The organism is Lysobacter sp. K5869, assembly GCF_018847975.1.
GTDB lineage: Bacteria > Pseudomonadota > Gammaproteobacteria > Xanthomonadales > Xanthomonadaceae > Lysobacter.
The window spans coordinates 2,109,757-2,136,755 of the sequence record NZ_CP072597.1 but is presented as its reverse complement, the minus strand read 5'-3'; the positions used below and the strand labels follow the sequence as shown (position 1 = coordinate 2,136,755).

General features: G+C 69.5%; 20 protein-coding genes. 2 read left to right on the top strand and 18 right to left on the bottom strand.

Features of this window, described 5'->3' with window-relative positions; genetic code table 11:
- Window positions 1–11: 11 nt before the first annotated feature.
- The 13 genes from J5226_RS09190 to J5226_RS09130 all read right to left on the bottom strand — a co-directional run bounded on the left by J5226_RS09190 (window position 12) and on the right by J5226_RS09130 (window position 17,773).
- Window positions 12–1,568, bottom strand: a complete 1,557-nt coding sequence (locus J5226_RS09190; protein WP_215839616.1) for a class I SAM-dependent methyltransferase — start codon at window positions 1,566–1,568, stop codon at window positions 12–14.
- Entirely contained in the window at window positions 1,519–5,631 is a 4,113-nt protein-coding gene (locus tag J5226_RS09185) for a glycosyltransferase (protein WP_215839615.1), read from the bottom strand. Before J5226_RS09185 ends, J5226_RS09190 begins: the two co-directional genes overlap by 50 nt.
- Window positions 5,632–5,692: 61 nt before the next feature.
- Window positions 5,693–6,667: a GDP-mannose 4,6-dehydratase gene (locus tag J5226_RS09180; protein ID WP_215839614.1), complete on the bottom strand. Its 975-nt coding sequence runs from the start codon at window positions 6,665–6,667 to the stop codon at window positions 5,693–5,695.
- Window positions 6,664–7,602, bottom strand: a complete 939-nt coding sequence (locus J5226_RS09175; protein WP_215839613.1) for a GDP-mannose 4,6-dehydratase — start codon at window positions 7,600–7,602, stop codon at window positions 6,664–6,666. The genes J5226_RS09180 and J5226_RS09175 overlap by 4 nt, the downstream gene beginning before the upstream one ends.
- Window positions 7,599–9,005: a methyltransferase domain-containing protein gene (locus J5226_RS09170; protein WP_215839612.1), complete on the bottom strand. Its 1,407-nt coding sequence runs from the start codon at window positions 9,003–9,005 to the stop codon at window positions 7,599–7,601. The genes J5226_RS09175 and J5226_RS09170 overlap by 4 nt, the downstream gene beginning before the upstream one ends.
- On the bottom strand, window positions 9,002–10,255 hold the full coding sequence (locus tag J5226_RS09165; protein ID WP_215839611.1) for an ABC transporter ATP-binding protein: 1,254 nt from the start codon (window positions 10,253–10,255) through the stop codon (window positions 9,002–9,004). The genes J5226_RS09170 and J5226_RS09165 overlap by 4 nt, the downstream gene beginning before the upstream one ends.
- The gene (locus J5226_RS09160; RefSeq protein WP_215839610.1) at window positions 10,252–11,043 is read right to left on the bottom strand and encodes an ABC transporter permease; all 792 of its coding nucleotides are present in this window, start codon (window positions 11,041–11,043) and stop codon (window positions 10,252–10,254) included. Before J5226_RS09160 ends, J5226_RS09165 begins: the two co-directional genes overlap by 4 nt.
- A gap of 2 nt (window positions 11,044–11,045) precedes the next feature.
- On the bottom strand, window positions 11,046–12,494 hold the full coding sequence (locus J5226_RS09155) for a glycosyltransferase family 4 protein (RefSeq protein WP_215839609.1): 1,449 nt from the start codon (window positions 12,492–12,494) through the stop codon (window positions 11,046–11,048).
- 5 nt (window positions 12,495–12,499) lie between these two features.
- Window positions 12,500–13,681 carry a cystathionine gamma-synthase gene (locus J5226_RS09150; RefSeq protein WP_215839608.1) on the bottom strand — a complete coding sequence of 394 codons (1,182 nt, stop codon included), beginning with the start codon at window positions 13,679–13,681 and terminating at the stop codon, window positions 12,500–12,502.
- A gap of 319 nt (window positions 13,682–14,000) precedes the next feature.
- Window positions 14,001–15,371: a pyridoxal-phosphate dependent enzyme gene (locus tag J5226_RS09145; protein ID WP_215839607.1), complete on the bottom strand. Its 1,371-nt coding sequence runs from the start codon at window positions 15,369–15,371 to the stop codon at window positions 14,001–14,003.
- Between the two features lie 531 nt (window positions 15,372–15,902).
- Complete coding sequence (locus J5226_RS09140; protein ID WP_215839606.1) at window positions 15,903–16,124, bottom strand: YdcH family protein; 222 nt, start codon at window positions 16,122–16,124, stop codon at window positions 15,903–15,905.
- A 645-nt stretch (window positions 16,125–16,769) separates the two neighbouring features.
- Window positions 16,770–17,378 (bottom strand): hypothetical protein, encoded by a 609-nt coding sequence (locus J5226_RS09135; protein ID WP_215839605.1) that lies wholly within the window; start codon window positions 17,376–17,378, stop codon window positions 16,770–16,772.
- 17 nt (window positions 17,379–17,395) lie between these two features.
- Window positions 17,396–17,773: a DUF4398 domain-containing protein gene (locus tag J5226_RS09130; protein WP_215839604.1), complete on the bottom strand. Its 378-nt coding sequence runs from the start codon at window positions 17,771–17,773 to the stop codon at window positions 17,396–17,398.
- A gap of 102 nt (window positions 17,774–17,875) precedes the next feature.
- Between J5226_RS09130 and J5226_RS09125 the strand changes: the two genes are divergently transcribed.
- Window positions 17,876–18,991, top strand: a complete 1,116-nt coding sequence (locus J5226_RS09125) for a PilT/PilU family type 4a pilus ATPase (RefSeq protein ID WP_215839603.1) — start codon at window positions 17,876–17,878, stop codon at window positions 18,989–18,991.
- 194 nt (window positions 18,992–19,185) lie between these two features.
- On the opposite strand, the gene maiA is transcribed toward J5226_RS09125, so the two are convergent.
- The 3 genes from maiA to J5226_RS09110 all read right to left on the bottom strand — a co-directional run bounded on the left by maiA (window position 19,186) and on the right by J5226_RS09110 (window position 21,346).
- Window positions 19,186–19,848, bottom strand: coding sequence for a maleylacetoacetate isomerase (gene maiA / locus J5226_RS09120; protein ID WP_215839602.1), 663 nt, complete (start codon window positions 19,846–19,848; stop codon window positions 19,186–19,188).
- A gap of 251 nt (window positions 19,849–20,099) precedes the next feature.
- Window positions 20,100–21,080, bottom strand: coding sequence for a fumarylacetoacetate hydrolase family protein (locus tag J5226_RS09115; RefSeq protein ID WP_215839601.1), 981 nt, complete (start codon window positions 21,078–21,080; stop codon window positions 20,100–20,102).
- A complete protein-coding gene (locus J5226_RS09110; protein ID WP_215839600.1) occupies window positions 21,077–21,346 on the bottom strand; it encodes a hypothetical protein in 270 nt (89 codons plus the stop codon). Before J5226_RS09110 ends, J5226_RS09115 begins: the two co-directional genes overlap by 4 nt.
- 117 nt (window positions 21,347–21,463) lie before the next feature.
- Here J5226_RS09110 and J5226_RS09105 point away from each other — a divergent pair, with 117 nt between their 5' ends.
- Window positions 21,464–23,440, top strand: coding sequence for a peptidoglycan DD-metalloendopeptidase family protein (locus J5226_RS09105; RefSeq protein WP_215839599.1), 1,977 nt, complete (start codon window positions 21,464–21,466; stop codon window positions 23,438–23,440).
- An 88-nt stretch (window positions 23,441–23,528) separates the two neighbouring features.
- Here J5226_RS09105 and J5226_RS09100 read toward each other — a convergent pair whose 3' ends face one another.
- Together J5226_RS09100 and J5226_RS09095 are read right to left on the bottom strand one after the other, a co-directional pair.
- The gene (locus tag J5226_RS09100; RefSeq protein ID WP_215839598.1) at window positions 23,529–26,357 is read right to left on the bottom strand and encodes a serine/threonine-protein kinase; all 2,829 of its coding nucleotides are present in this window, start codon (window positions 26,355–26,357) and stop codon (window positions 23,529–23,531) included.
- Between the two features lie 29 nt (window positions 26,358–26,386).
- Window positions 26,387–26,938 (bottom strand): ECF-type sigma factor, encoded by a 552-nt coding sequence (locus tag J5226_RS09095; protein WP_215839597.1) that lies wholly within the window; start codon window positions 26,936–26,938, stop codon window positions 26,387–26,389.
- Between the last annotated feature and the right edge of the window lie 61 nt (window positions 26,939–26,999).

The window sequence follows — 26,999 nt, the reverse complement described above, 5'->3', positions numbered from 1 at the left end:
GCGAAGCCCGGTTACGCGGCCCCGCCCTTGCGGATGATCTTGCGCATGCCGCGCAACAGCAGTTCCTCGCGCGTGTAGCCCCGCTCCAGGCACCGCGCGAAGTTCGGATGCGCCTCGCCCTCGGGATGCGCGCAGCCGCTCCATTCCGACTCGTGCAGGAACTGCGCCTGCGAACGCACCGAATCGAACGCCGCGCGGTAGTCGGCGAGACGACGGCGATTCATCGCGTAACGGAACTCCTCGGCCTCGCCGTCGCTGCCGCCGGCGCGCTTGAGCGCATCGACGAAGGCGTCGTCGTCGACCAGCAAGTGCTGCCACGGTTCCGGCACGCGGTACTGGAAGTGGCTGCCGCTGTCGCAGGTCCACATCGGATCGAACTTCATGTAAATCGTGCCGCCCGGCTTGAGCACGCGCAGCATCTCGGCCAAGGCCGTGGCCGGATCGGGAATGTGCTCGAACGCGTCGAAGGAGAAGATCGCGTCGAACAACCCGTCCTTGTAGATCAGGTCCATCGCGTCGGCGCGGTGGAACTCCAGCCGCTGCGACGGCAGTTCGTAGCCGTTGCGCAGGGCTTTTTCCTGCAGCAGCTTGACCAGTTCGCCGCCGAAACGCGCGTTCTGGTCGCTGAAGTCGCTGCAATAGATGCGCCCGACCCGTCCGGCGATCATCGCGCTGTGCGCGCCGGCGCCGCCGCCGACATCCAGCACCAGCGCATCGGCGGCCGGCAGCGCGCCGCACTCGCTCAGCACTTGGAAGGCGTAGTCGACTTCGGCGCGATGCGCGGCGACGTCGCTGGCTTCGTCGTAACCGCCGGCGGCGGCCGCCGCCGGTTCGGCTTCGGCCCCGCCGACCAGATCCAGGGCGAGTTCGCGCGGCAGGTAGAACGTGTTGGTGCAGGCGCCGTAGAACGTCGCCATGCCCTCGCTGTCCCAGCGATACGGCGCGTAATCCAGCCCGGCCAGCAGTTCGGTGACGTTGTGCCAGTCGCTGTTTTCGACCAACAGCGCCGGCCGGCAGCGGCGGATGGTTTCGACGAGGCCGCGCAAGGCCTGCGCCTCGAAGCCCTCGACGTCGACCTTGATCAGGTCCGGCTGCAACTGGAAATCGTCGCCGCGCACGATCGGCACGCTGACCGATTCCAATTGCAGGCTGCCGCGCTCCTCGTACTTCTCGCGCACCCAGGGTTTGTCGAACTGAGCCGGATCCAGCGACGACTCTTCCAGGTACGTCACGCCGTCGACCGACGGCACCAGCAGGGTCAGCTCGCCGGGTTCGGCGCCCAGGCCGCAACGGTGGATGCTGATCGCGCCGCCGGCGAGCTCGGCGATCCGCTCCAAGCCCGGCCACAGGCGCGGGTTGGCTTCGAAGCAATGGATCGCGACGTCGTCGCCGAGCAGCGCGCGCAACGTCGCCACGGTCTGTCCGCCGTTGGCGCCGACGTCCAACACGGTCTTCAGCGGCCGCATCTGCCGCCCGATCCAGTCCAAGGCCTGAAAGTCGGCGTCGTGGACGCTCTTGCTATGCAGCTGGTTGACCACCCTCTCGTGCAGCGCCGAAACGTCGTTCATCCAAAACTCCCGACACAATGTCCCAAAGCCTATCCGCAAGCCCGTCCCAACCGAAGCCGCGGGCGAGCTCGCGCCCCGCCGCGCCGTGCCGGTCGGCCAGGTCGCGGTCGTCGATGTATCGCCGCAACTGCGCCGCCAGTTCGTCCACCGAATCGGCGAGGTAACCGTTCTCCCCCGGCTCGACCAACTCGGCGAACGCGACCGTGGAGCCGCGCGCGACCACCGGGCGGCCCGCCATCCACGATTCCAGCAGCACGATGCCGAAGCTTTCGCTCTCGCTCATGTTGGCCAGGCAGCGCGCCTGCGACAGCGCCCCGACCACGACCTCGCGCGGCTGCGGGCCATAGTAATACACGCCTTCGCCGGACAATGGCGCGCCGTCGTCGTCCGGACCGATCAGCACCACGTCCACGCCCACGCCCGCCGCATTCAGGCGCTGACAGGCCTGCACCGTCATCGCGTAGTTCTTGGCCGCGGTCTTGCGCCCCAGCACCAGCACGAACGGGCGCTCGCTGCGGTGCAGGCGCGCGAACGCCTCGCGGCCGCGGGCGACGAAGCCGGGCTCGAAGTCGGCCGCGTTCAGGCCGCCGCCGGCGATGCCGACCGAATGCGCGCCGACCTTATCGAAGAACGCGCGCCGGCTTTCCTCGGGGAACGCCAGCACCCGGTCGGCGGCGGCGAACGCGTCGTAGAAATCGCGCCAGTGGTAGTAGCGGTCTTCCATGTGGAAATGCGGCAGCACGATGGATGGCAATCCGTGCCGCGCGGCCACACGCACGCCCAGCAACGAGCTTGCGAACGGCACACCTTGGGCCAGGATCACGTCGTAATCGGCGGCGTGCCGGTCCAGCCAGCGTTCCAGTTCGGCGCTGTGCGGGCCGCGGATCTTGCAGAAGCGGCGGTCGACGTCGCGCGCGCGGCGCTTGGCCGCGGCGATCAGTTCGCCGATCCAACGCTCCGGCGCCGCGCGGCGCGCGCGCTCTTCCATGCCGTCGTTCAGATCGATCGCGGTTTCTTCGCCGTCGGCGCCGATGGCCTCGATCGCCGAAACGATGACGCCGAGTTCGCGCGCGTCGTCCTGGCTCTGCATGGTCGCCGCCACGCGCAGCTCCAGCAGCGTGCCGGGCTTGGCGAAGCTGTGCCGGAACGAGAAGCGCCCGGACACGTTCTTCGCCTCCAGTTCCACGTCGTCCACGCGCAGCGACACCCGCACCGGCTGCAGCGCGACGCCGGCGACGCGCACGCCTTCGCTGCCGTCCGGCAGCAACGCCTGCGCGATCCGGCCGGTCCAGCGCACGACCCGACCGTCGCTGCGCTCGGGATAGTTCCAACCACCGAGCAGGCCCGGACCGATGTCCACCGCCAGATCGGCGCCGATGCGCAGCGCTTCCTGCATCCAGGTCGCATGCAGGGTCGTCGCTTGCTCGAAGCGGTCGGGCGCCGGCGGATCGGGCGGGAACAGATGCACCCGGCCCTTCATCCGCGGCACGCCGTCGGCCGGGGTGGGCGGCTCGTAATCGGCGGAAAAATGCAGGCGATCGTGGATCGGCCCGACCGCGGTGGCGGCCACGTCGATCTCCAGGCCGTCGCGCTTTTCCAACTCGCGCAGCAGGTTGAGCAGATAGACCTCGGCGCCGCCGCGGGCCGGCTCGCCGAAGCGGTAGGTCAGCACCAGCATCCGGCACGGGCCGTCGCGGCCGATCAGCTGGCGCAGTTCGCGGCGCAAGCGCCCGCCGAGCACGCGCCAGTCCAGATGGGTCGCGACGTAATCGGCGGCCTCGGCCGACAAGCGCGCGCTCAGGCCGCGGTCCCCGTGCAGCTTGGGGATCCACTCGGCCATCGCCTCGGGCCCGGTCTCGATGTAATGGGTGCCCGGATACAGCCCGGGGAAGCCGCGCACGCCGACCGCCGAGGTCAGCAGCGGCAGGCCCGCGGCGAGGAAGTCCGGCACCTTGAGGCTGGAACCGCCGCCCTCGAACAGCGGATTGACCGCCAAATCGGCCAGCGCCAGCAGCGCTTCCTTGTCGGCTTGGCTCAGGAAGCCGAGCAAGGCCACGTTGTCGGGCAGCGCGGCCACGTCGATCGCTTCGCACACCGAACCGACCAAGGCGAAATTGACCCGCGGATTGCGCGCGGCCAATTCGTCGATGATGAATTGCGCCGCGCGCACGTTCGGCGGATGCGCGCTGCCGACGAACACCGCCAGCGGCGCGCGCTCGGCCGCCGCGGGCGCCAGCGAGGAACGGTGGATCTGCGGCAGGCGCACGCCGTTCTCGACGGTGATCGCGCGCGCGACCGAGTAATGATCGCGAAAACGCTCGGTGTCGGCCTCCGACACGCACACCACCAAGTCGGCGCGCGCGGCGACTTCGCGTTCGAGCTGTTCGGTCTGCGCCAGCCAGCGCTCGCCGTCGCTGCGCGCGGCCAGCAGATCGCGCTTGAGTTCGGCTTCGACGTTCTGCGAGGAATGCACGATCGGCACGCCCGCCGGAACCAGCGCCAACAGCGGCGCCAGGAAGCATTGCTCGAAGCTGACCAGGGCCGCGGAGCGGACCTCCTCCTTGAACGCCGCGACCAAGGCCTCGTTGTCCATGCAGTGCTTGGCCGCGAGCAGATCGGCGACCGACACGCTCTGCCCCTTCAACGACTCGACGTCCTCGCGCCGGTGCGCGGCGGTCTTGGGCACCGAGCGCTGGACCACGCCGGGCGCGATCGTCCGCCGCACTTCGGCGTCGCCGTTGTTCAAGCACAGGAAGGTGACGTCGAACTCGCGGCCGATTTCGCCGAGCAGTTCCTTGATCCGCACCTGACCGCCGCCGGCGGCCTGATGCACTTCGTAATCGCACACCGCCAGGATGCGCTTGCGGCCCGCGCCGCCGGTCGGCGTCGCCAACACCTGCGCGAGCGCTTCGGCGGTGCGTTCGGCGATCGCCGCCCAGGTGTAGCGGGCGTCGGCGAACTCGGCGCCGCGCGCGCCCAGCGCGCGCGACGCGCCGGCATCGGCGAGCAGCGCGCGCAAGGCGGCGGCGAAGCCGTCGAGCTCGCTGACCGCGGCCTGCGCGCCCGGCGCGATGTCCAGGCCGCGCGCGCCGATCGGCGTGGACAGCACCGGCGCGGCGTGCCCCATGTAATCGAGCATCTTGAGGTTGGTGCCGGCGCCGCTGCGCAGCGGATTGATCGCCGCGCCGCAACGCCACAGCAGCGCGTCCTTCTCCGCCGCGTCGACGAAGCCCAACAGCTTGACGTTGGCCGGCACCGGCTTCTGGTACGCCTTGCACACCGCGCCCAGCACATAAAAATTCACATCGCTCAGCGCCGGCGCCAGCGTTTCGGCGATGTATTCCAAGGCCTCGATGTTCGGCGGATGGGCGCTGCCCAGGAACAGCGCGGAGCGCTCGCGCGGCGGCGCCGGCTCGGGCCGCGGCACCGGCTCGAAGCCGTTGGGCGCCAGGAAAATGCGTTCGCGCGGGAAGCCGAACTCGTCGGAGAACTGGGCGCGCTCCTCTTCGCTGATCGCCAGCACCGCGGAGCTGCAGGCGATCATGCGCGCTTCCAGATCGCGGATGAAGGCCGCGCCGCGCTCGCCGATCGCGCCCTGGAACATCTGCTCGGCGAGCTGGTACTCGACGTTGTAGGCGTTGTAGACGCGAAGCTTGCCGTCGTGGCCCGCGCCGCGGTCGTACGGCAGGGTGAACGGCGATTCGTGCACGATCAAATCGGCCGCGCGCACGAGCTCGCCCATGCGCTTGCCCAGCTCGGTGTCGAACTCGCCGGCCATCGCCAGCGCCAGGCCCGAGCATTCCGGGCCGATCCGTTCGTCGTCGAGCTTCCAGTGGATCTGATCGGCCTCGCGCGGCTTGGGCACGCGGATCTCGCGGAAGCTCGGCGAGTGCTCGACGGTCTCGGCCTTGGCGTCGGCGTAGGTCGCCGACAACAGGGTCACATCGAAGACCTCGCTCAGATGGCGATACAGCATGTAGTACCGCTGCTCTCCCCCGCTGCGTGGCGGCACGAAGGCCGGGAAGAAGTTGATCGCCAGTAGCTTACGTCGCGTCTGAGCCATTTCGAGTTCCGGTCATTCCTTTATGCGGCCGGCCCGCCTCCCCACGGGCCGGCGGTAGTGCTCAGCGCGCGCTCAGGCGGCGCACGTCGGCATCCACCATCATCGTGATCAACTGCTGCAGCGAGGTCTTGGGCGCCCAGCCCAGTTTCGCCTTGGCCTTGGCCGGATTTCCGAGCAGAACGTCGACTTCGGCCGGGCGGAAGAACTTCTCGTCGATGACCAGATGGTCTTCCATGTTCAGGCCGACGTGACCGAAAGCGATCTTGCACATGTCGCGCACGGTGGTGGTTTCGCCGGTGGCGACCACGTAATCGCCGCCGCTTTCCTGCTGGGTCATCAGCCACATCGCCTCGACGTAGTCGCCGGCGAAGCCCCAGTCGCGCTTGGCGTCGATGTTGCCCAGGCGCAGTTCGCTCTGCAGGCCGAGCTTGATGCGCGCGACCGCGTCGGTGACCTTGCGGGTCACGAATTCGATGCCGCGCAGCGGCGATTCGTGATTGAACAAGATGCCGCTGGAGGCGTGCATGCCGAAGCTTTCGCGGTAGTTCACCGTGGCCCAGTGCGCCATCAGCTTGGCCACGCCGTACGGGCTGCGCGGGTAGAACGGGGTGGTCTCGTCCTGCATTTCGGCCTGGATCAAGCCGAACATTTCGCTGGTCGAAGCCTGGTAGAAACGCGCCTTCGGATTGACGATGCGCACCGCCTCGAGCACGTTGAGCGCGCCGACGCCGTCGACCTGCGCGGTCAGCAGCGGCTGCTGCCAGGACGAGCCGACGAAGCTCTGCGCGCCGAGGTTGTAGACCTCGTCGGCCTTGGAGGTGTCCATCGCCCGGATCATCGAGGACAGGTCGGTCAGGTCGCCGTCGAGCAACGTCACCCGATCGGCGATCCCCAGCTCGCGCAGACGCCACAGCGTATCGGTGCTGCGCCGGGCCAGGACGCCGTACACCCCGTAGCCCTTGGACAGCAGCAGTTGCGAAAGATAGGCGCCGTCCTGGCCGGTGATGCCCGTGATCAATGCGTTCTTGTTGCTCATGAGTGGTTCCGCTGGTCGATTAGAATGTCTTGCAAGGTCTGGTCTATCGCAATGCGCGGGGTCCAGCCGGTCGCCTCGCGCAACGCTTGCGAGGACCCCACCATCCGGCGCTGCTCGGCCCGGCGCAATTTGGCCGGATCCTGGCGGATTTCCGCGTGAACGCCTTCGATACGGCACATGGCCTCCAGCAGGTCGCGCACTTTGCGCTCCACCCCGGAGGCCACCAGATACAGGCCGCCGCTCGCGCCGTCGCGCAGGGCGGCGGCGTAGGCGGCGACGATGTCGCGCACGTCGGTGAAGTCGCGCGTGGTGTCGATGTCGCCGGCCTCGATCACCGGAGCCTGCCGGCCCTGGGCGATCGCCACGACCTGGCTGGCCAGCGCCGGCAGCACGAACTGCCGCCCCTGGCCCGGGCCGATGTGGTTGAACGGGCGCAGCACGATCGCGTCGAGCCCCTCGCTGCGCTGCCACTGCAGGCACAGCTGCTCGGCGGCGAGCTTGCTGACCGCGTAGGGATTGCGCGGCGCCGGCATCAGCGCCTCGGTCACCGGCATCTGCGCCTCGTCCACCTGGCCGTACACGTCGCCCGAGCTGATGTAGAGGAAACGCCCGTCGAACCCGCCGCGCTTGAGCGCCTGCAGCAGGTTCAACGTTCCCAGCGTGTTGATCTCGAAGGTCTCGCGCGGATCCTCGAACGAGCGCGGCACGAAGCTCTGCGCCGCCAGATGCAGCACCGCGTGCGGGCGCAGCTCGTCGACCGTGCGCGCGACCGCGTCGGGGTCGCGGATGTCCCAGCCGTGCGCGGGCGCACAGAATTCGTAGTCGCCGAAATCGCCGGCGCGCACCGCCGCTTCGACGTAGCGGCCGACGAAGCCGCTGCCGCCGGTCACCAGCAGGCGGCGCGGCGAGGCGTGCGCGGTCGCGGCCGCGCTCATGGGCGCCTCGCCACGATGGCGTAGTCCGGGGCGATGTGCAGATGCCACAGCATGTCGTTGATCGACTTGGAGCCGGCCACTTCCGGCGGCAGCATCGGCGGCGCGTTGACCGGGCGGTGCGCGCTCAGGCGCTCGATGCGCGAATCGGCGAAGCCGCGGTTCTCCACCACCCAGCGCAGCATCGCCGGCGGCAGCGGATTGAGGTGGGTGGGGTCCATGTAGAAGTAATGCGAGCCGACCAGCAGGTTTTCCGGGTTCGGCGTCTCCAGCAACAGCAAGCCGCCGGGCCGCAGCGCGCGCAGCGCGGCGTCGATCAGGCTCACCACCCGCTCGAACGGCAGGTGCTCGACCAGATGCATCGAGGTGATGGCGCCGACCGAGCCTTCCGGGACCTCGCGCAGCACGTCCACCGCGTCGCCTTCGACCACCTTCAGGCCGGTGCCGGCGCAGTTGTCGACGAAGTCGCGATTGAGGTCGATGCCGCTGGCCACGAGCCCGTGTTCGCCGAGCAATTCCAGCCATTCGCCGCGGCCGCAGCCGATGTCGATCACCGGCGCGTCGGCGCTGCCGGCGCCGGCTTCGCGGATCCAGTCCAGGTACGGCTCGATCCGCGCGCGCACCAGTTCGCGCGAACCGCGGAACTCGTCCTCGAAGTCGGCGTAGAGCTTGTCCATGGTCGGCTGGAAGCGCTCGCGCTCCAGATCGGCGGCGTGCATCCGCTCGAACATCGGCATCATCCGCGCGACGTTGCGCAGCAGCCCGGCCTGTTGGCCGCGCATCTGGCTCAATTCGTCCATCAGCAGATTGACGTGGCGGCCGAGCTCGTGCGCCTCGCGGGCCTGGGTGGCTTCCATCGTGTACTGGCGATCGAACAGGCTGCCCAACCGCGCCAGCCCGTGCAGCCACGACAGCGCGCGGCCGAACAGCGGCTTGCGTTTCCACTGCTGCAGCTTGTACGGCAGCATCAGCCCGTCGATGTGCACTTGCTTGGCCATGCCCTCGGCCGACCAGCGCAACGCGCCCAGCACCTCGACCTTGGTGGTGTGGCCCGAACGCAGCTCGTGCAGGAAGAAGTCGTAGCCTTCCGGGTCCGGGTCGCGCCGCAACACCACGCGGTAGGCCATCTCCACGAAGCTGGCGTCGGCCGGGCCGAGCAGCTCCGACAGCACGTACTCGCGCTTGATCGGAATCGAGTGGGTGACCGAGCGCCAGTGCTGCAGTTCGCCGTTCTCGCCGCCGCCGCTGCGCGAGAACGCGCGGTCGAGCTGGGCGCGCATGCGTTCGACCGCGCCGTCGGCGCCGCCGCCCGCCGCGTCGGATTCGATCGGGATCGAATCGCGCAGGCGTGCGGAAACCGCCTGCATCACCCCATCGACGTTCATCGGGTCCAAAGGCTGGTTCATCGCACCGCCTCCGCCCGCGCCGCCGCCGAGGACGACACCTCGATGGCCGGCGGAATCCATGCGGTGCCCACGAACATCGGCTGATCCAGATTGGCCACGGTGAACACCAGCGCGAGATCGCGCCACTGATAGTTTTTCTGCAGATGGGTTTCCGCGCCGGTCAACGCCACCGAGAACGAGTACGTGCCCACGCCCAGATTGGCGGGGAAGCGCACCCGGAACTCGACCTCGCTGCCGGCCGGCAAGCGCTCGCTGGCCTGCCCGGTGTGGTGGGTGTTGGTGCCGTAGATGGCCTGACCGAGGCGGTCGCGGATCATGTAGCCGAACACCAGCCGCTCCAGCGCGTCGTGCACGCGCACCCGCGCGCGCAGCGTCACCGGATGGCCGACGCCGACGAATTCGACCGGCGCGTCGTTCTGGTCGAGCAGTTGCAGCTCGACGATCTCGGCCTCGCCGGTGCCCGACTCGGTCGCGACCTTGCCGTCCTTGGACAACTCGGTCTTGACCGAGCTGTTCTCGCGTTGGGCGATCAGCGCGTTGTAGTAGTCGAAGACTTCGTAGGGATCGCTGTCGAGCACGGCCTTGCCGCCGTCGAGCAGGATCGCGCGGTCGCACAGCGCCTGGATCGCCACCGCGTCGTGCGAAACGATCAGCAAGGTGGTGCCGGCGTCGCGGAATTCGTGGATGCGCTTGAAGCACTTGTGGACGAAGTAGGTGTCGCCGACCGACAGCGCCTCGTCGACGATCAGCACGTCCGGCCGCACCGCGGTGGCCACCGCGAACGCCACGCGCATCTGCATGCCGCTGGAGTAGGTGCGCACCGCCTGATCGAAGTATTCGCCGACCTCGGCGAAGTCCTCGATCTGCGGCATCAGCGCCTCGATCTGATCCTGCGGCAGGCCCATCAGGCCGGCGGCGTGGACCACGTTCTGGCGGCCGGTGAGCTCGCCGTTGAAGCCCAGGCCCAGCTCCAGCAGCGCCGAGACCCGCCCGTGCACCGACACCCGGCCCTCGCTGGGCTTGGTGGTGCCGGTGATCATCTTCAGCAAGGTGCTCTTGCCGGCGCCGTTCTGGCCGATGATGCCGATCGACTCGCCCTGATGGACGCTGAAGGACACATCGCGGATCACCCAATGCTCATGCCGCGGCTTCACCGGCACGCCGAACCAGCGCGCGAAGCGCTGCAGCTCGCTGGCGTACTCGACGTACGACTTGCCGACCTTTTCGACCACCATCACCGGACCGCTCATAGCACGTCCACCATTTCCGCGGAGGCGCGGCGAAACAGGAACATCGCGATCGCCAGCAGCACCGCCGCGGTCGCCGCCACCGGGACCAGGCTCAGCTGCGGCGCGCGCTGGTAGACGATCACGTCGTGGTAGGCCATCGCCAACGGCGCCACCGGATTGAACGCCAGCGAGGCCTTGAAGCCGGACGGCACGATCTTGATCGGATAGATGATCGGAGTGACCCAGAACCAGAACTGCAGCACCACCGCCATCACGTGGCCGACGTCGCGCACGAACACGTTGAGCACGCCGACGATCAGGCCCACGCCGGTGGCCAGGGCCACGGTCAGCACCAGCAGCAGCGGCAGCCACAAGTAATACGTGTTGGGATAGACGCCCAGGATCGGCAGGATCAGCATCACCACGCACAGCAGGGCGATGTTGTTGACCAGCGAGGAACCCACCGAGATCACCGGCAGCGCGATGCGCGGGAACTGCATCTTCTTGAGCAACGTGGTGTTGTCGAGGAACACGTTCTGCAGGCGCTGCACGATCTCGGCGAACAGCGACCAGCACAGGATGCCCGACATCAGGTAGATGGCGTAGGCGTACTTGTTGTCGACGCCTTCCAGCCGCGCGGCCAGCACGTTGGACAGGATGGTCGCGAAGATGATCACCTGGGCCAAGGGCTGCAGGATGATCCACAACGCGCCGAAGGTGCTGCGCGAGAACCGCGCCTTGAACTCGTTCATCACCGATGAGGCGATGAAACCGCGGTAGCGCCATGCGGCGCCGAACATACCTACCATGATCAGGGACTCCCGGTGGTTTCTGGCCGCGACGGCGCGGCGACGGCGCGCGCGCGCATCGCGGAAATCTCGCGCAGCCGCGCGGCGATGGCATCGGCGGCCGCTTCCGGCGCCAGCGTGCGCGCGACCGATTCGCGCGCGCGCCGGCCCAGTTCGGCGGCGTAGGCGCGGTCGTCGGCGAGCCGGCGCATGTGCCGCGCCGCGTGCTCGACGTCCGCCTGCGCCCATTGCGCGCCGGGCGGATGCGGGTACTCGCCCTCGCCCACCGGCACCAGGCGGTAGTCGACCAGGCAACTGTCGCGCTCGCTCATGAATTCCAGGTTGCCGGACCAGCCGGTGCCGATCACCGGCTTGCCCAGCGCCATGCTCTCGGCCAGCCCCAGGCCGAAGCCCTCGGCGCGGTGCAGCGACACGTAGACGTCGGCGCAGCGCTGCAGCGCGTGCACGTGGGCGCGGTCGATCACCTCGTCGCGCACGACGATGCGCGGGTCGCGCGCGCCCAGCGCCAGCAGGCTGAGGAAGTTGTCGGGATGGCGGTAGCCGTTGCTGGACTTGAGCAGCAGCTGCACGTCCTGGCGTTCCGGCGGGAACGCGCGCTGGAACGCCTCGACCACCGCGAACGGATTCTTGCGGTGGATCCAGGAGTTGAAATCGAAGGTGACCAGGAACACCAGCCGGTCCGGCTCCAGGCCGAAGTCTTCGCGCGCCAGCCCGCTGTCGGGCACCGGGCACAGCGGCAAGGGCACGCGCAGGATCGGCTTGTCCGTCACGCGCCGGAACGCGCGCTCGACGAATTCGGTCGCGACCAGGATCTCGTCGACCGACTCCAGCGCCGGCAGCCAGTCGGCGGGGATCTCTTCCAATTCCCAAAACCAACAGGCGATCAGGTAGCGGCCCTTGAGCTTGGCCTCGCCGATGTGGCGCAGCGCTTCGTCGAGGTAATCGGGATTGACGAAGATGATGCTGATCGAATGCGCGGCGTCCTCGCCGATGTGCGCATCCAGGCTGCGGTCGTCCAGGCCGTGCGGCAGGTCGATGGCGATGTCGTGCAAGGCCACCGGATAGCCGGCCTCGATCAGCGCGCGGCCGTACATGCGCGCGCTCTCGGCCAGGCCGAACTGCCCGCGCAGGTAGGCGAAGATGTTGACGCCCGGCGCGTCGCCGCGCGCCGCGGCGGGCGCGGCGATCGCCGCCTGCGCCGGCAGCGGGCGCGACCACGCCGGCGTGCGCGCGAACCGCGCGCGCCGGCTCGCGCGAGCGGCCAGCATGAACGACACCTTGTCGCGCAAGCGCTGCGGAAAGCGCCGGTACACGGCGCGCAGCCAGCCCTGCCGGCGCACCCAGGCCGACAGCCCGAGCAGCAACATGCCCGCATCGGAACGGGAGGTGGCGGCCTGCACGGGGCGGTCCGGCGAGGGTCGGTCGGTCGAGGAATCGGCGGAAGCGGCCATCCGCCTCAACCGGCCAACGCCCGCTCGAGCTCGTCGCGCAAATCCGCGACGTCTTCGACGCCGACGCTCAAGCGCACCAGATTGTCGGTGATGCCCAACGCGGCGCGGCGGTCCGGCGGGATCGAGGCATGCGTCATCACCGCGGGGTGATTGACCAGGCTCTCCACGCCGCCGAGCGACTCGGCGATGGTGAACAGGTGGCAGCGCTCCATCATCCGGCGCGCGCCGTCCATGCCGCCCTTGACGTAAATGCTGATCATGCCGCCGAAGCCGTGCATCTGGCGCTTGGCCAGTTCGTGCTGCGGGTGCGATTTCAGGCCCGGGTACAGCACCTTTTCCACCGAAGGATGGGTTTCCAACCATTCGGCCAACGCCTGCGCGTTCTCGCAGTGCGCCTTCATGCGCAAGTGCAGCGTCTTCAGGCCGCGCAGGGCGAGGAAGCTGTCGAACGGGCCCTGGATGCCGCCGACCGCGTTCTGCAGGAAGGTCAGCTGCTCTTCCAGTTCCGGCGCGTCGCCGACCACGGCGATGCCGCCGACGATGTCGGAGTGGCCGTTGAGGTACTTGGTCGCCGAGTGCATGACGATGTGCGCGCCCAGTTCCAGCGGGCGCTGCAGGATCGGCGAGGAGAAGGTGTTGTCGACCACCACGATCAGGCCGCGCTTGCGCGCGATTTCGGCGATCTGGGCGATGTCGACCAGCTTGAGCAGCGGGTTGGTCGGGGTCTCGATCCACACCAGCTTGGTTTCCGGGCGGATCGCCGCCTCGAAGGCGGCCGCGTCGCTCAGGTCGACCCAGCTGAAGTCCAGGCCGGCGCTGCGGCGGCGCACGCGCTCGAACAGGCGGTAGGTGCCGCCGTAGACGTCGTCCATGGCGATGACGTGGCTGCCGGCGTCGAGCATCTCCAGGATGGTCGAGGTCGCGGCCAAGCCGGAGGCGAAGGCGTAACCGCGGCTGCCGCCTTCCAGGCCGGCGACGCAGCGCTCGTAGGCGAACCGGGTCGGGTTGTGGCTGCGCGAGTATTCGAAGCCCTGGTGCTGGCCGGGGCTGCTCTGGGCGTAGGTCGAGGTCGCGTAGATCGGCGGCATCACCGCGCCGGTGCTGGGGTCCGGCGATTGGCCGGCGTGGATCGCGAGGGTGCCCAGGCCGGGCTTGCGCGCTCCGTCTTGCGGCTGCTGTTGGCTCATCGAATCGGTTCCGTGCGCTGTGTGTCCGGCCAGAGTTCGGCCGATGGACGTAACCGTGAATTCTAACATCGCCCGGGTGGGCGCCCGGATTCACGCGGCCGCACTTCAGGCGGGATGCAGGCGTACCCGGGATACGGGGCGAGCGCGCCATCCGCCGACGTATGCGCTGCGACGCAGCGCACGAAATGCGCGCGATTCAAGCTGAATGCGAATTCAGGAAAGCGACACTGAATGCGCCTTCGCGGCATCGGCGCGCCCGTCCCGGGCCAACGCGCCTTCGCGGCGACCCGGCCGCCCGCGCACGGGCGGCCGCGGCGGCTCACTGCACCCGGCGGCGCAGGAAGTTGAGCAGGTCGATGCGGGTGATCAGGCCGAGGAACTTCTCGCCGTCGGCGACGATGGCGACGTGGCCGCGGTCGAACACCGGCAGCAGCGATTCGATCGGCTCGCCGACCTGGATCTTGTCGAGCTTGCTGACCATCGCGGTCGACACCGGATCGCGGAAACGCGACTCGTCGCCGTACACGTGCAGCAACACGTCGCTCTCGTCGACGATGCCGACGATGTGCTCGCCGTCCATCACCGGCAACTGCGACACGTCGTAGAGCTTCATGCGCTGGTACGCGGTCACCAGCAGATCGTTGGGGCCGACCACGACGGTGTCGCGCTGCGAATACGGGCGCAGGATCAGATCGCGCAGATCGCCGTGCTGCTCGCGCTGGATGAAGCCGTTGTCGAGCATCCAGTAGTCGTTGTACATCTTCGACAGGTACTTGTTGCCGGTGTCGCAGACGAACACCAGCACCTTCTTCGGCGTGGTCTGTTCGCGGCAATAGCGCAGCGCCGCGGCGAGCAGCGTGCCGGTCGAGGAACCGCCGAGAATGCCCTCTTTTTCCAGCAGCTCGCGCGCGGTCAGGAAGCTTTCCTTGTCGGCGATGGCATAGGCTTTCTTGACCCGGGTGAAGTCGGAGATCGGCGGCAGGAAGTCCTCGCCGATGCCCTCGACCATCCAGCTCGCCGACTTGTCCGACAGCGTGCCGCGGTTGATGTACTCCTCCAGGATCGAACCGACCGGATCGGCCAGCACCAGCTCGGTCGAGGGCGAGAGCTTGGCGAAGGCGCGCGACAGGCCGGTCATGGTGCCGGAGCTGCCACAGCCGAACACGATCGCGTCGAGCTGGCCGCCCATCTGTTCCAGGATCTCCGGCCCGGTGCCGAACTCATGCGCGGCCGGGTTGTCGGGGTTGCCGAACTGGTTGATGAAGTAGGCGCCGGGGGTTTCGCGGGCGATGCGCTCGGCCAGATCCTGGTAGTAGTCCGGGTGGCCCTTGGCCACGTCCGAACGGGTCAGCACCACCTGCGCGCCCATCGCCTTGAGGTTGAAGATCTTTTCCCGGCTCATCTTGTCCGGGACCACCAGCAGCAGCTTGTAGCCCTTCTGCTGCGCGACCAGGGCCAGGCCGATGCCGGTGTTGCCGGCGGTGCCCTCGACCAGGGTGTCGCCGGGCTTGATCTTGCCGGCCTTTTCCGCCGCTTCGATCATCGACAGGCCGATGCGGTCCTTGATCGATCCGCCCGGGTTCTGCGATTCGAGCTTGAGATAGAGCTCGCACACGCCGGTGTCCAGGCGCTGGGCCTTGACGACCGGGGTGTTGCCGATGAGTTCGAGTACCGAGTTGTGGATGGCCATGCGATTCCTGCGAGCCGCTACCGTGCGGCGAACCGCGCCATTCTAGCCGCGGCCCGCGGCCGGACGCCGGCCTTGCCGGGCGGGACAGGTTTCGCGGGCGGGCGGTTCTGCGCGCCTTGCCGCGGTTTGCGCCGGGTCCGCCGCACGGCGGACGCGCGCGCCACGGGACGCGCGACCGGCGACGGAGCGCATCGAAGCGTAGGGGAAGGATCAGCCGTGGCCGGCGTCGGCGCGCATCGAAGCGCACGGGCAGGATCAGCCGCGGCCGGCATCGGCGCGCATCGAAGCGCTACGGGGAAGTATCAGCCGCGGACGGCGGCGGCCGACGAGGATGGCCGCCGCCGCCCGCGCTGAGTCTGGAGACCGCGCCGCGGGCCGGCGCCGGTTCCGTGGGCGGGGCCGAAGGCCGCGCCCGATGTCGGTGCGTCGTGGCTCGAGCCGGCACCGTGCCGGCCCGCGGGCCTCCGGCGCCGGGCCGGGGGCCCGCGCCCGCGCTGCGCCATCGGCGGCGGCGCGGGCGACGCGCAGGCCTCAATGAGGCTGTTGCGACTCGTACAACTGGACCAGACGGTCCTTCGCAGCCAATTTCTCGCGCTTCATCTGTCCGAGCGTGGTGTCGTCGATCGGCAACACGCCGAGTTCGGCGTCCATGACCTTTTTGTCGAGGTCCTTGTGGCGCTGGTAGAGCTGCTTGAACTCGGGGTTGCTCTTGATGAGCGCGTCGATTTCAGGCTGCGGTCGTTCTTCGAACATGAAAAGCCTCCTTCAGCACGAATGCGAACGCCCCGGCCTTTCAGCCAGGGCGTTGCGGGGGGAGCGTGAGATGGTGGGTCAGGCGGGACGCGGCGCCGGCTTCGCGAACTCCGGCCGCGCCCTCGTGGGCGGCACCGGACTCCTGCGGAAAGGGCGTTTGCGTCATCGGCCTGGCTCTTCGCCGAGCGTGTTTGATGTCGCTCGGATAACCGACCCTACTCCTGTGGTCCGGCGCCGGCAAGGGTGAGGTGCAAGCGTTTTCAGGTTGCAGCAAGATCGCCGACGAGCGGCGGAGGACTCCGCCAAGTCAATGATTTGGCTGAAATTTTCCACATTGATGGGGCTCGCGGCAAAGCCGCGGCCGATCCCGAAAGCCGCGCCCCGCTTGGCTTTGGCCGCCCGTCGGGCGCGGCCGCCGCCGGGCGGCGACTGGGGGTTGGGAGAGGGTTCCAACGCGGCGCGTTCGGCGTAAACCGCGGCGGCCGCAAAGGCCGGCATCCCGGTCCGAAACCCTCCCGCGAAAACGGCCCGCCCCGGCAGCGACGGCCGCAGCGGCGCCCGCCCAGCCCCGAAACGCGACGAGCCGGGCGCTGGCCCGGCTCGTCGGTTTCGCTCGAAACGCGCGGGGCGCTCGCCCCGCCGCGCTCACTTCTTCTTCGGCTTGGGCTTCGGCGGCGTCGCCGGCGGCGGATCGACGCCGAGCAGCTCGGCCTCCTTGCGCGCCAGTTCGGCATCGCGCTCGCGCGCGGCGCGCAGCTTCGCGGCCTGCTTGCCGGCGACGTCGTCGAGCAAGCCCTCGGCCTGCTGGCGCGCCGCGGCTTCCTGATCGGCGGCCTGACGCAGACGCTCGGCTTCCTCGGCCTGGATCTGCGCCTGCACGCGCAGGCGCTCGGCCTCGGCGCGGGCGCGGTCGGCGTCGCGGCGGCTGGCTTCGACCAGCAACTCGCTGCGCTCGCGGTCGAGGCGATCCAACTCGCGCTGGGCGAGTTGCGTGCGCACCACGATCTCGGCGGTCTCGACCCGGCGATCGGCGATCCGCACCGCTTCGGCGCGGTCGCGGCTGCGCGCCTGCACGGCGGCGTCGATCGCCTGACGCGCGCGGTAGCGCTCGAAGGTGGCGACCTGGGCGGTGTCGGGGCTGGCCTCCAGCACGGTCAGGCGCTGGCTCAGGCGCGCCAGTTCCGGATCGTCCGGCGGCGCGGCGGCGGCGGCGAAGGCGGCCAACGACAGCGCGGCGGCGAGGCCGGCGCGCAAGACGGACTCACGCCGGCTCACTGGCCACCTCCCTGCAGGCGGCGGCGCAGTTCGGCGACCTCGGCCCGGCGCTGGTTGAGCTCGGCGTTGGCGATCGCCTCCTTGCTGCGGGCGAAGGCGAGATCGGCCTCGGCGGTGGCGCGCAGCGCCAGACGCCGGGCGTCCTCGTCCTTGCGCTGCGACAACGCGCCCTGGGCGGCGCTGAGCGCGCTGCGGGCGGCGTTGAGGTCTTGCGGCGCGTATTGGTCGGCATCGGCGTCGTCGGCGCGCATGACCGCCTGCTGGGCGGCGGACAGCTCGCCGGTGGGCGGGGGCGTGGAGGCGCAGCCGGCCAGGACCGAAGCGAGAACTGCGGCCAGCAGCGGCAAACGAATTTGTGCGAAGCTTGCGGTCATTCTGGGGAGTGCCGTGCGGAAGGGAAGACGCGCGGTGAACATTGTCGTCAAGCCGGCAGCCTGCTTGCAACGGTGCGCGGCGTCAACAAGGGGTAAGAATGCATGGACATCGGCTATTTCTTGAAGCTGATGACGGAAAAGAACGCGTCGGACATGTTTTTGACCACCGGCGCGCCGGTCTACATCAAGGTCGAGGGTCGACTGTACCCGCTCGGCAACACCGGTTTGCCGCCGGGCATGGTCAAGAAGATCGCCTATTCGCTGATGGACGAGGGCCAAGTTCCGCAGTTCGAGCGTGACCTCGAACTGAACATGGCCCTGGCCCTGCCCGACGCCGGCCGTTTCCGCATCAACGTGTTCAAGCAGCGCGGCGAAGTCGGCATGGTGATCCGCGCGATCCGCAGCGTGATCCCCAGCATCGAGGAGCTGCAGCTGCCGCAGGTGCTCAAGAGCATCATCATGGCCCCGCGCGGTCTGGTGCTGATCGTCGGCTCCACCGGCTCGGGCAAGTCGACCACGCTGGCCTCGATGATCGATCACCGCAACAGCAACACCGCCGGCCACATCCTCACCATCGAGGATCCGATCGAATACCTGCACAAGCACAAGAAGTCGATCGTCAACCAGCGCGAGGTCGGCCTGGACACCCACGCCTTCCACAACGCGCTGAAAAACGCGATGCGCGAAGCGCCGGACGTGATCCTGATCGGCGAAATCCTCGACGCCACCACGATGGAGGCGGCCATCGCCTTCGCCGAAACCGGCCATCTGTGCCTGGCGACGCTGCACTCCAACAACGCCGACCAGACGCTCGAGCGCATCCTCAACTTCTTCCCCGAGGCCGCGCACAAGAACGTGCTGATGAACCTGGCGCTGAACCTCAAGGCGGTGGTGTCGCAGCGCTTGGTGGTCGGCACCGACGGCCGCCGCATCCCGGCCGCGGAAGTGCTGATCAACACCCCGCACATCCGCGACCTGATGCGCCGCGGCCAGGTGCACGAGATCAAGCAGGCGATGGAAGAGTCGCTGGAAGACGGCATGGAGTCGTTCGACCAGTGCCTGTTCCGCCTGTACAAGGAAGGCCGGATCGAGATGGAGGAGGCGCTCAAGGCCGCCGACTCGCGCGAGGGCCTGTCGCTGAAGTTCCGCCTCTCCGAGGGCGGCACCGGCGAACACGATCCCTACGCGGACATGTACGACGCGTCGGCGACGCACTGAGCGCCGCCGGAGGATCGCAAAAACGGCCGCCTTCGGGCGGCCGTTTTCGTTGCTGCGGCGCGCGGGGCCGAGGCGAACCATCGACCCGAGGCGCGGCATCAGATGCAGCGTCGGCGCCTGCAAATTCGCGCAAGCATTTCAGCCCCGGCGCTTCCCTCCGCGCCCGACGGTTCGCCGCGGACGCGGACGACGCCTCAAGCCGGCGGACGATCCGGCTGATTCTCCGGCCTTGCCCGTTCGAACTCCGGCAAGGCCAGACACGCCTCCTCGATCCGCAACAGGGTCGGGAACGCGTCCAGCGGCACGCCGAAGCGGCGCGCGTTGTAGAGCTGCGGGATCAGGCAGCAATCGGCCAGCCCCGGCGCGTCGCCTTCGCAGAAGGTGCCGGTGGCCGGGTGGTCGTACAGCATCGCTTCCACCGCGGCGAAGCCTTCGCCGATCCAGTGCTTGACCCACCCGTCGCGCTCGGGCTGCGGCACGTTCCAGGTGCCGTCCAGGTACTGCAGCACGCGCAGATTGTTGAGCGGATGGATCTCGCAGGCGATGGTCTGGGCGATCGCGCGCACGCGATGGCGGTCGCGCGCGGTCGCCGGCAACAGGTTCGGGCGCGGCCAGACTTCGTCGAGGTATTCCAGGATCGCGATCGACTGGGTCAGCGTGCGCGTGCCGTGCTGCAACACCGGCACCAAGCCCTGCGGGTTGAGCTGACGGTACGCCGGATCGTGTTGTTCGCCGCCGTTGCGCACCAGATGCACCGGGACGATTTCGTAATCCAGGCCTTTCAGATTCAGGCCGATGCGCACGCGGTAGGACGCGCTGGAACGCCAGTACGAATAGAGACGCAGTTGATCGCTCACCGGTAGGCCTTGCTGGGAAACGGAATCAGGTTAACGGGGAACCCGCGCGCACGGGGTCGATGCCGCGCGGGCTTGCGACGCATGCCACGTTTGCGTCGCGTGCGTGCCGAAGTTAGCCGGGCATGCGTCGGCGCGGAGCACCGTTCGTCACGCGCACGATGCCGCCAAGCACACTCGCTGCAGCGCAACGAAAAAGGGAACGGGCGCGGCGCGCCGCTCCCGTTCCCCTGTGCGTTCGCGCCGAAACGCGCTTACGGCCGTTCGATGCGCTGCTCGATCGCGCCGAAAATGCTGGCGCCGGCCGCGTCGAACATCTCGATGCGCACGACGTCGCCGTACTTCATGAACGGGGTCAGCGGCTTGCCGTGCTCCAGCGTTTCCACCGTGCGCTTCTCGGCGAAGCACGACGCGCCCAGCGAGGTGTCCTCGTTGGCGACGGTGCCGGAACCGACGATGGTGCCGGCCGACAGCGGCCGGGTCTTGGCCGCGTGGGCCACCAGCTGAGCGAAGCTGAACTGCATATCGACGCCGGCTTCCGGCGCGCCGAACCACTCGCCGTTGATGTGCGTGGTCAGCGGGCGGTGCACCTTGCTGTCGATCCAGGCCGGGCCGAGTTCGTCCGGGGTCACGAACACCGGGCTCAACGCCGAGCGCGGCTTGGACTGCAGGAAGCCGAAGCCCTTGGCCAGTTCGTTCGGAATCAGATTGCGCAGCGAGACGTCGTTGACCAGACCGACCAGCTGGATGTGGCCGGCGGCCTGCTCGGGCGTGGCCGCCATCGGCACGTCGTCGGTGATCACCACCACTTCGGCTTCCAGGTCGATGCCGTAGGCCTCGTCGGGCACGCGCACCGCATCGCGCGGGCCGTAGAAGCCGGCGCTGACGGCTTGGTACATCAGCGGATCGACGTAGAAGCTCTCCGGCACTTCGGCGCCGCGGGCGCGGCGCACGCGCTCGACGTGCGGCAGGTAGGCGCTGCCGTCGACGAATTCGTAAGCGCGCGGCATCGGCGCGGCCAGGGCGGCGAAGTCCAGGTCGAAGGCGCCGTCGGCGCGGCCTTCGTTGAGCGCGTCGGACAGCGCGTTGAGGCGCGGCGCCGCGTTCGACCAATCCTCCAGCGCGCGCTGCAGGCTGTCGGCGATGCCGGTGGCGCGCACGGCGCGGGTCAGGTCGCGCGAGACGACGATCAGCGTGCCGTCGCGGCCGCCTTCCTTCAGGGATCCGAGTTTCATCCAGGCCTCAAGTTCGGTGCAGTCGGGTCTATTGGTTTCAATTGTAACGGATTGACCGGGCGCGACGGGGCGCGGCCGGCCGCCGATCCGCCGCGATTGTCGCCCGAGCCGCCGCGCGCCGGCAGGCCCAGGCCCGCGGCCGCCGCCTTCGTCCGCCGCGCGCCTTTCGAATCAATGACTTGAACGGTCGCGGAAAAAAATTCGCGATCGCGTGATGGCAGCGCGCCCCGTTCGCCGGTTGTTTCGATCAAGCGCGGCGTGGTCACGCCCGGGTCCACCGGGGCAGGCCCAGCCGATGCGGCGGACCCAGGTCCGCCGCGCAGGTTGAGGGCACGTCCCTCTGCGACCGCGTGATCTCACCACCCATACAAGGAATTCCCATCATGAAACCGCATGCTTCCGCTTCCTCCGCCGCCCTGCGCGCCCTGCCGGTCGCCCTGTTGCTCGCCCTCGGCGCCGCCGGCGGCGCTCACGCCCAGGCCCTGAGCATCAACGTGGTCAATCCGCTCGAGGGCGGCAACGTCGTGCTCGAACCCATCGGCCCGGCCCAGGTCGGCGGCGCCAAGCAAGGCCGCATCTCGCTGCTGATGTCGCTGCGCAACAACGACACCGTCGCGCTCAAGGTCGTCAAGGTCGAAATCCAGGACCAGATCGCGTCCAACTACCTGACCCCGGCCGAGATCGCCCCGGGCACCGAAATCGACTTCTGGAACTGCCGCTGCGATTGGCCGAACGCGGACGAGAACGCGCCGAAGGTGCCGTACTCGTTCCCGGTCGTGATCGACGCGCCCTACCCGGCCACGGTCAAGATCGCGGTGTACCTGCAGGGCTACCGCAACCCGGTGATCAAGACCCTGCCGCTGGCCACCACCACCAACCAGGGCGGCCCGCTGCGCTACGCCGGCCACGCCAGCGATCTGCGCCCGAACGAAACCTGGCAGACCTCCAGCAACCACCTCGGCGGCAGCCAGGCCTTCGCCCTGGACACCAGCGTCGCCGGCTGGAACGGCAGCGCCTGGGACGCCCGCCGCCCGGGCACGGACGCGACCAAGGCCGAGGGCCAGCGCGCCTACGGCCTGCCGGTCTACGCGATGGCCGACGGCATCGTCTGCAGCGCGCTCAACGACCTGCCGGAATGGAAGAACTACCCGCGCGTGTCGGCCGAGCTCGAACCCGCGCCGGTGTCGCCGAGCACCGGCCAGTACTCCAGCGGCGGCAACTTCCTCAACCTCAAGAACGGCAACGAGATCACCCTGTACGCGCACTTGCAGCCCGGCTCGATCCCGGCCGAGTTGCTGGCGCCCGGCGCGACCGTCAAGCGCGGCCAGTACCTGGGCAAGGTCGGCTACACCGGCGCGTCCAGCGGCCCGCACCTGCACGTGCACGTGAGCAAGGAAAGCGGCACCCCGTGCGTCGGCACCGACCGCCGCCCGCGGCCGATGACCTTCGCCGAGATCCAGAGCCTGACCCGCGCCGAAGCCAACGCGATGGCCGGCGCCAACAACATGGACGCCAGCGACTGGACCGCGCTGAGCAACCACTCCGCGCCGCAGCCCTACAGCCTGATCTATCCGTCCAGCGAGGCGTTCGCGTTCGACGCCGCCGAGAAGGACGAAAAGACCTACCTCGGCGTGTGGCGCGCGGGCAACGAGATCGAGATCCGCATCAACAAGCCCAACTGGTCCGGCTTCGTCGCCAAGCGCAACGAACTGGTCGCCGACGGCTTCCGCCTGGAGAACATCGACACCTTCGTCGAAAACGGCGACCGCCATTTCGTCGGCGTGTTCAAGCGCGGCAGCGGCGCCGGCGCGCTGTACAACGGCGCCAGCTGGGAGCAGTTCACCGCGGTGTGGAAACAGCTCAGCGACGACGGCCAGCGTCTGGTCGATCTGACCACTTACCTCAGCGGCAGCGAGCGCCATTACGTCGGCGTGTTCCGTCCGGGCACCGACCACGCCGGACTGTGGAGCCACACCGGCTACAGCGCCTTCGCCAACCAGCGCGAGATCGCCGAAGGCCTGGGCCTGCGCCTGATCGACATGGAGAGCTTCGACATCGGCAACGGCCAGCGCCAATACGTCGGCGTGTACCGCGCCGGCACCGACGCCACCGAACTGGCGCGCTCGGCCTCGTGGAGCGCGTTCACCGCGAAGTGGGACCAGCTGTCCGACGCGGGCTACCGCCTGATCGACGTGGACACCTTCGTCGAAGCCGGCGTGCGCAACTACGTCGGCGTGTACCGCGCCGGCAGCGGCGGCTATGCGCTGGAAGCGGTGAAGAGCTGGCAGGGCCTGTTCCAGTCCTCGGAAAAGTACGCGACCAAGAATCTGCGTCTGGTCGACGTGCAGGCGATCGAGTAAGCGCGCCGAACGCCGCCGAAAGAGCCGGAAACGCGAAACGCCGCCCGCGAGGGCGGCGTTTCGCCGTCGGCGCGGCGCGCGTGCGGCGTCAGCTCCGGCGCCGCGGTCCGGGGTCGGCGCGCGCCACGGCCGCATCGCGCTCCATCGCCTCGATCCGCCGCAGCAGGTCCGAGTCGCGATGCAGTTCCCGGCGCAGCAACGGCGCCGCGCGCTCGAGCTGCGCCTGCGCCGCCGCGCCCTCGCCGTTCGCCCGCAGCGCCTCGGCGTACGGCACCCGCGCCTTGGCGGTGAGGACCTGCCCGTCGCCGTTGCGCCGCGCGCTCTCGGCCACCACCTGCGCCCAGCCGCGGACCGCGCCAGCGCGGTCGCCGCGGCGCTGCGCGAGTTCCGCGCGCAAGGCCGGAATCTTCGCCAGCAAGAACGCGTTGTATTCGCCCTGGCCGAGATCGACGGCATCGAGTTCGCGCGCCGCTTCGTCGAGCCGTTCGCGGCTCAGCAACCATTCCACCCGCCCCAGCTGCGCGGTCAGCACGCCGGCGCGGTCGTCGGCGTAGCGCGCGCGCCACACCGCCAAGGCGCGCTCGACCAGCGGGCGCGCTTCCTCGGCGCGGCCGGCGCGCGCGATCAGCCGGCCGATGTAGCCCTCCACCCGCAGCACCCGCCGCTCGTGCGGGTCCAACTGCTCGCGCCGGATCGCCAGCGCCTCGCGCCACAGCCGCTCGGCCTCGCCGACGTCGCCGCGCTCGTCGGCCAGGGTCGCGTAGTTGTTGAGCACGCGCGCATAGTCGAGGCTGCGCGCGCCGGCCACCCGCGCCATGATCGCCAGCGCGGCGCGGTAGTGCTCGTCGGCGATGCGGTAATCGCCCATGTCCTGTGCCGCGTCGCCGATGTCGACGTGGATGTTGGCGACCATGTCGCTCTGTTCGCCGTACAGATCGCGGGCCAGATCGAGGTTGTCGACCAGTTCGCGCCGGGTCTCGGCGACCCGGCCCTGGCCGAACAGCACCTTGGCCAGATAGAACTGCTGCACCTGCGCGGCGACGCTGTGCGCGCTTTCGGCGCGGACCAGCTCCAGGGCTTCGCGGAACGCGCTTTCGGCGCGGCGCAGTTCGCCGCGGCGACGGTACAGCTGGCCGAGGTTGCCGAGCATCGCCGCGCGTTCCTGCAGCGACTGGCGCATCGCGTGTTTGCGCCGCACCTCCTGCGAACGCGCGAACGCGGCTTCGGCGAGGTCGTAGCGGCTGTCGGCCACCCGCGCCAACGCCAGCGCGTCGTAGGCCTCGGCCAAGCCGCGCGCCTCGCCCTGGCGCTGGCGCAGTTCCAGCGCGCGCTGCGCGGCCGCCACCGCCTGCGGGCCGTACTGGCGCTCGCTGAGCGAGCGCGAGAGGTCGGTGAACGCCTGCGCGGCGCGGTCGGGCCGCGCCACCGCCGGATCGAGAAACTCGCGCGCGGCCTGCTCCAGCAGCGCCTCGGCGCGTTGCGGCTGGCCCAGGTTGCGATAGGCGCGGCCGAGCACGGCGCGCAGCCGCGCGCGGATCGCCGGGGTGGCGTCCAGGCCGTGGCCGATGCGCGCGGCCGAGGCGTCGAGCACCTGCCGCGCGCTCACGTCCTGGCGCGCGCGCGCGCCGCGCATGCTCGGATCGGCGGCATCGAAGGCGGACACCAGGAATTCGCTGACCTGCTCGGCCACCGCCGCCTCGCGTTCGGCGCGCGCGCGCTCGGCGCTGACCCGCCAGACGAAACCGCTGGCCAACAGCAGCACGCTCGCGGTGGCCGCGGCTTCGCGCCAATGCCGGCGCAGATAGCGCCCGAACCGATAGCGCCAGCTCGACGCGCGCGCCGACACCGTGCGCCAGGCTTGGTGGCGCACGATGTCCTGGCTCAAGGCCTCGACCGAGGAATAGCGCTGGCGCGGATCCAGCGCGCAGGCGCGCTGGGCGATCGCGTCGAGATCGCCGCGCAGCTTGCCGCGCCAAGCGCAGCGCGGCGACGCCCACGCGCTCGGCGCCGGCACCGGCGTCTCGCGATCGCCGACGCCGCGGCCGAGCGCGCGGCACGCCAGCAATTCGGTCAGCAACACGCCGAGCGCGAACACGTCGCTGACCACGCTGACCCGCGCGCCGCCGAGCAGCTCCGGACTGGCGTACGCCGGCGTGCAGAACGCGTTGCCGCCCGCGCCCTCGCCGAGACGGCGGTCCAAGGCCTGGGCGATGCCGAAATCCAGCAGCACCGGCTCGCCGTCCTCGGTCACCAACACATTCGCCGGCTTGAGATCGCAGTGCACGATCAAGCGCTGGTGCGCGCTCTGCACCGCGCCGCAAATGCGCTGGAACAAGCGCAGGCGCCGCTCCAGATCGGGCGCGTCGCGCTTGCAGTACTCGTCCAGCGGCTCGCCTTGCACGTACTCCATGACCAGATACGGCTGGCCGTCGGGCGTGCTGCCGCCGTCGTAGAGGCGGGCGATGTTGGGATGCTGCAGTTCGGCCAGCACTTGCCGCTCGGCGGCCAGACGGCGGGCGAATTCGTCGCGGTCGATGCGGGCGCGCTCGAAGCCGTCGCCGCGCAGCAGCTTGATCGCGGCGCGTTGGCGGAACAGGCCGTCGGCGCGCTCGGCGAGGAACACCGTGCCCATGCCGCCGCTGCCGATGCGCTGGCCCAGCAACCACGCGCCGAGCCGGTCGCTGGCGCGCGGCTCGACGGCGGCACGCGCGTCGGCCTCGGCGCCGGCGAGCAGCGCCTGCAGCGGCCGCGCCACGGCGCCCAGTTCGTCGGTTTGCGCGCCCAGCAGTTGCAGCGCCTCCTCGATCAGCGCCGCATCGTCGCTCAGCCCGGCCAGCGCCTCGCGCCAGCGCTGCGGCGGCAGATCGCAGACGGCGTCGAACAGATCGCGCAGTTGCCGCCAGTGCTCGTCGTGCATCCCGCCTCCCGCGCCGCGCGCGCGGCCGTTCAACTCAATTGCTGGCTCAGCCAGGCGCGGGCGAAGCGCAGGTCGCGCTCCACCGTGGGTACCGAAACCTCCAGCACGCAGGCGATCTCGCCCTGGCCCATGCCGCCGAAATACGCCATCTCCACCGCGCGCGCCGCGCGCGGGTCGCGTTCGGACAAACGTTGCAGCGCCTCGTGCAAGGCCAACACGTCCAGGCCTTCGGTGGCGCCGCCCTGCAAGTCGGCTTGGGACAGGGTCAGCATCACCGGATTGGCGCCGCGCTTGTCGGCGGCGCGGGCGCGCGCTTCGTCGACCAGCACCGAACGCATCTTCAACGCGGCCAGGGCGAAGAAGTGCGCGCGGTCGCGCCAATCCACCTCGCCGCCGAGCAGGCGCATCAAGGCCTCGTTGACCAAGGACGTGGCCTGCAGCGTGCGCGCGCCGCCGCGCGCGCGCAGCCGCGCCGCGGCCATGCCGCGCAGGGTGTCGTAGACCTGGGCGAACAAACGGTCGCGCGCGGCGGCATCGCCCGCGCGCCAGTCGTGCAGCAAACCGGTCAAATCCTCGCTCATGCGCGTCCCCCGACGCCGGCGCCGCGCCCGGAGCGGGCGCGCGCCGAGCATCGCGCAGTCG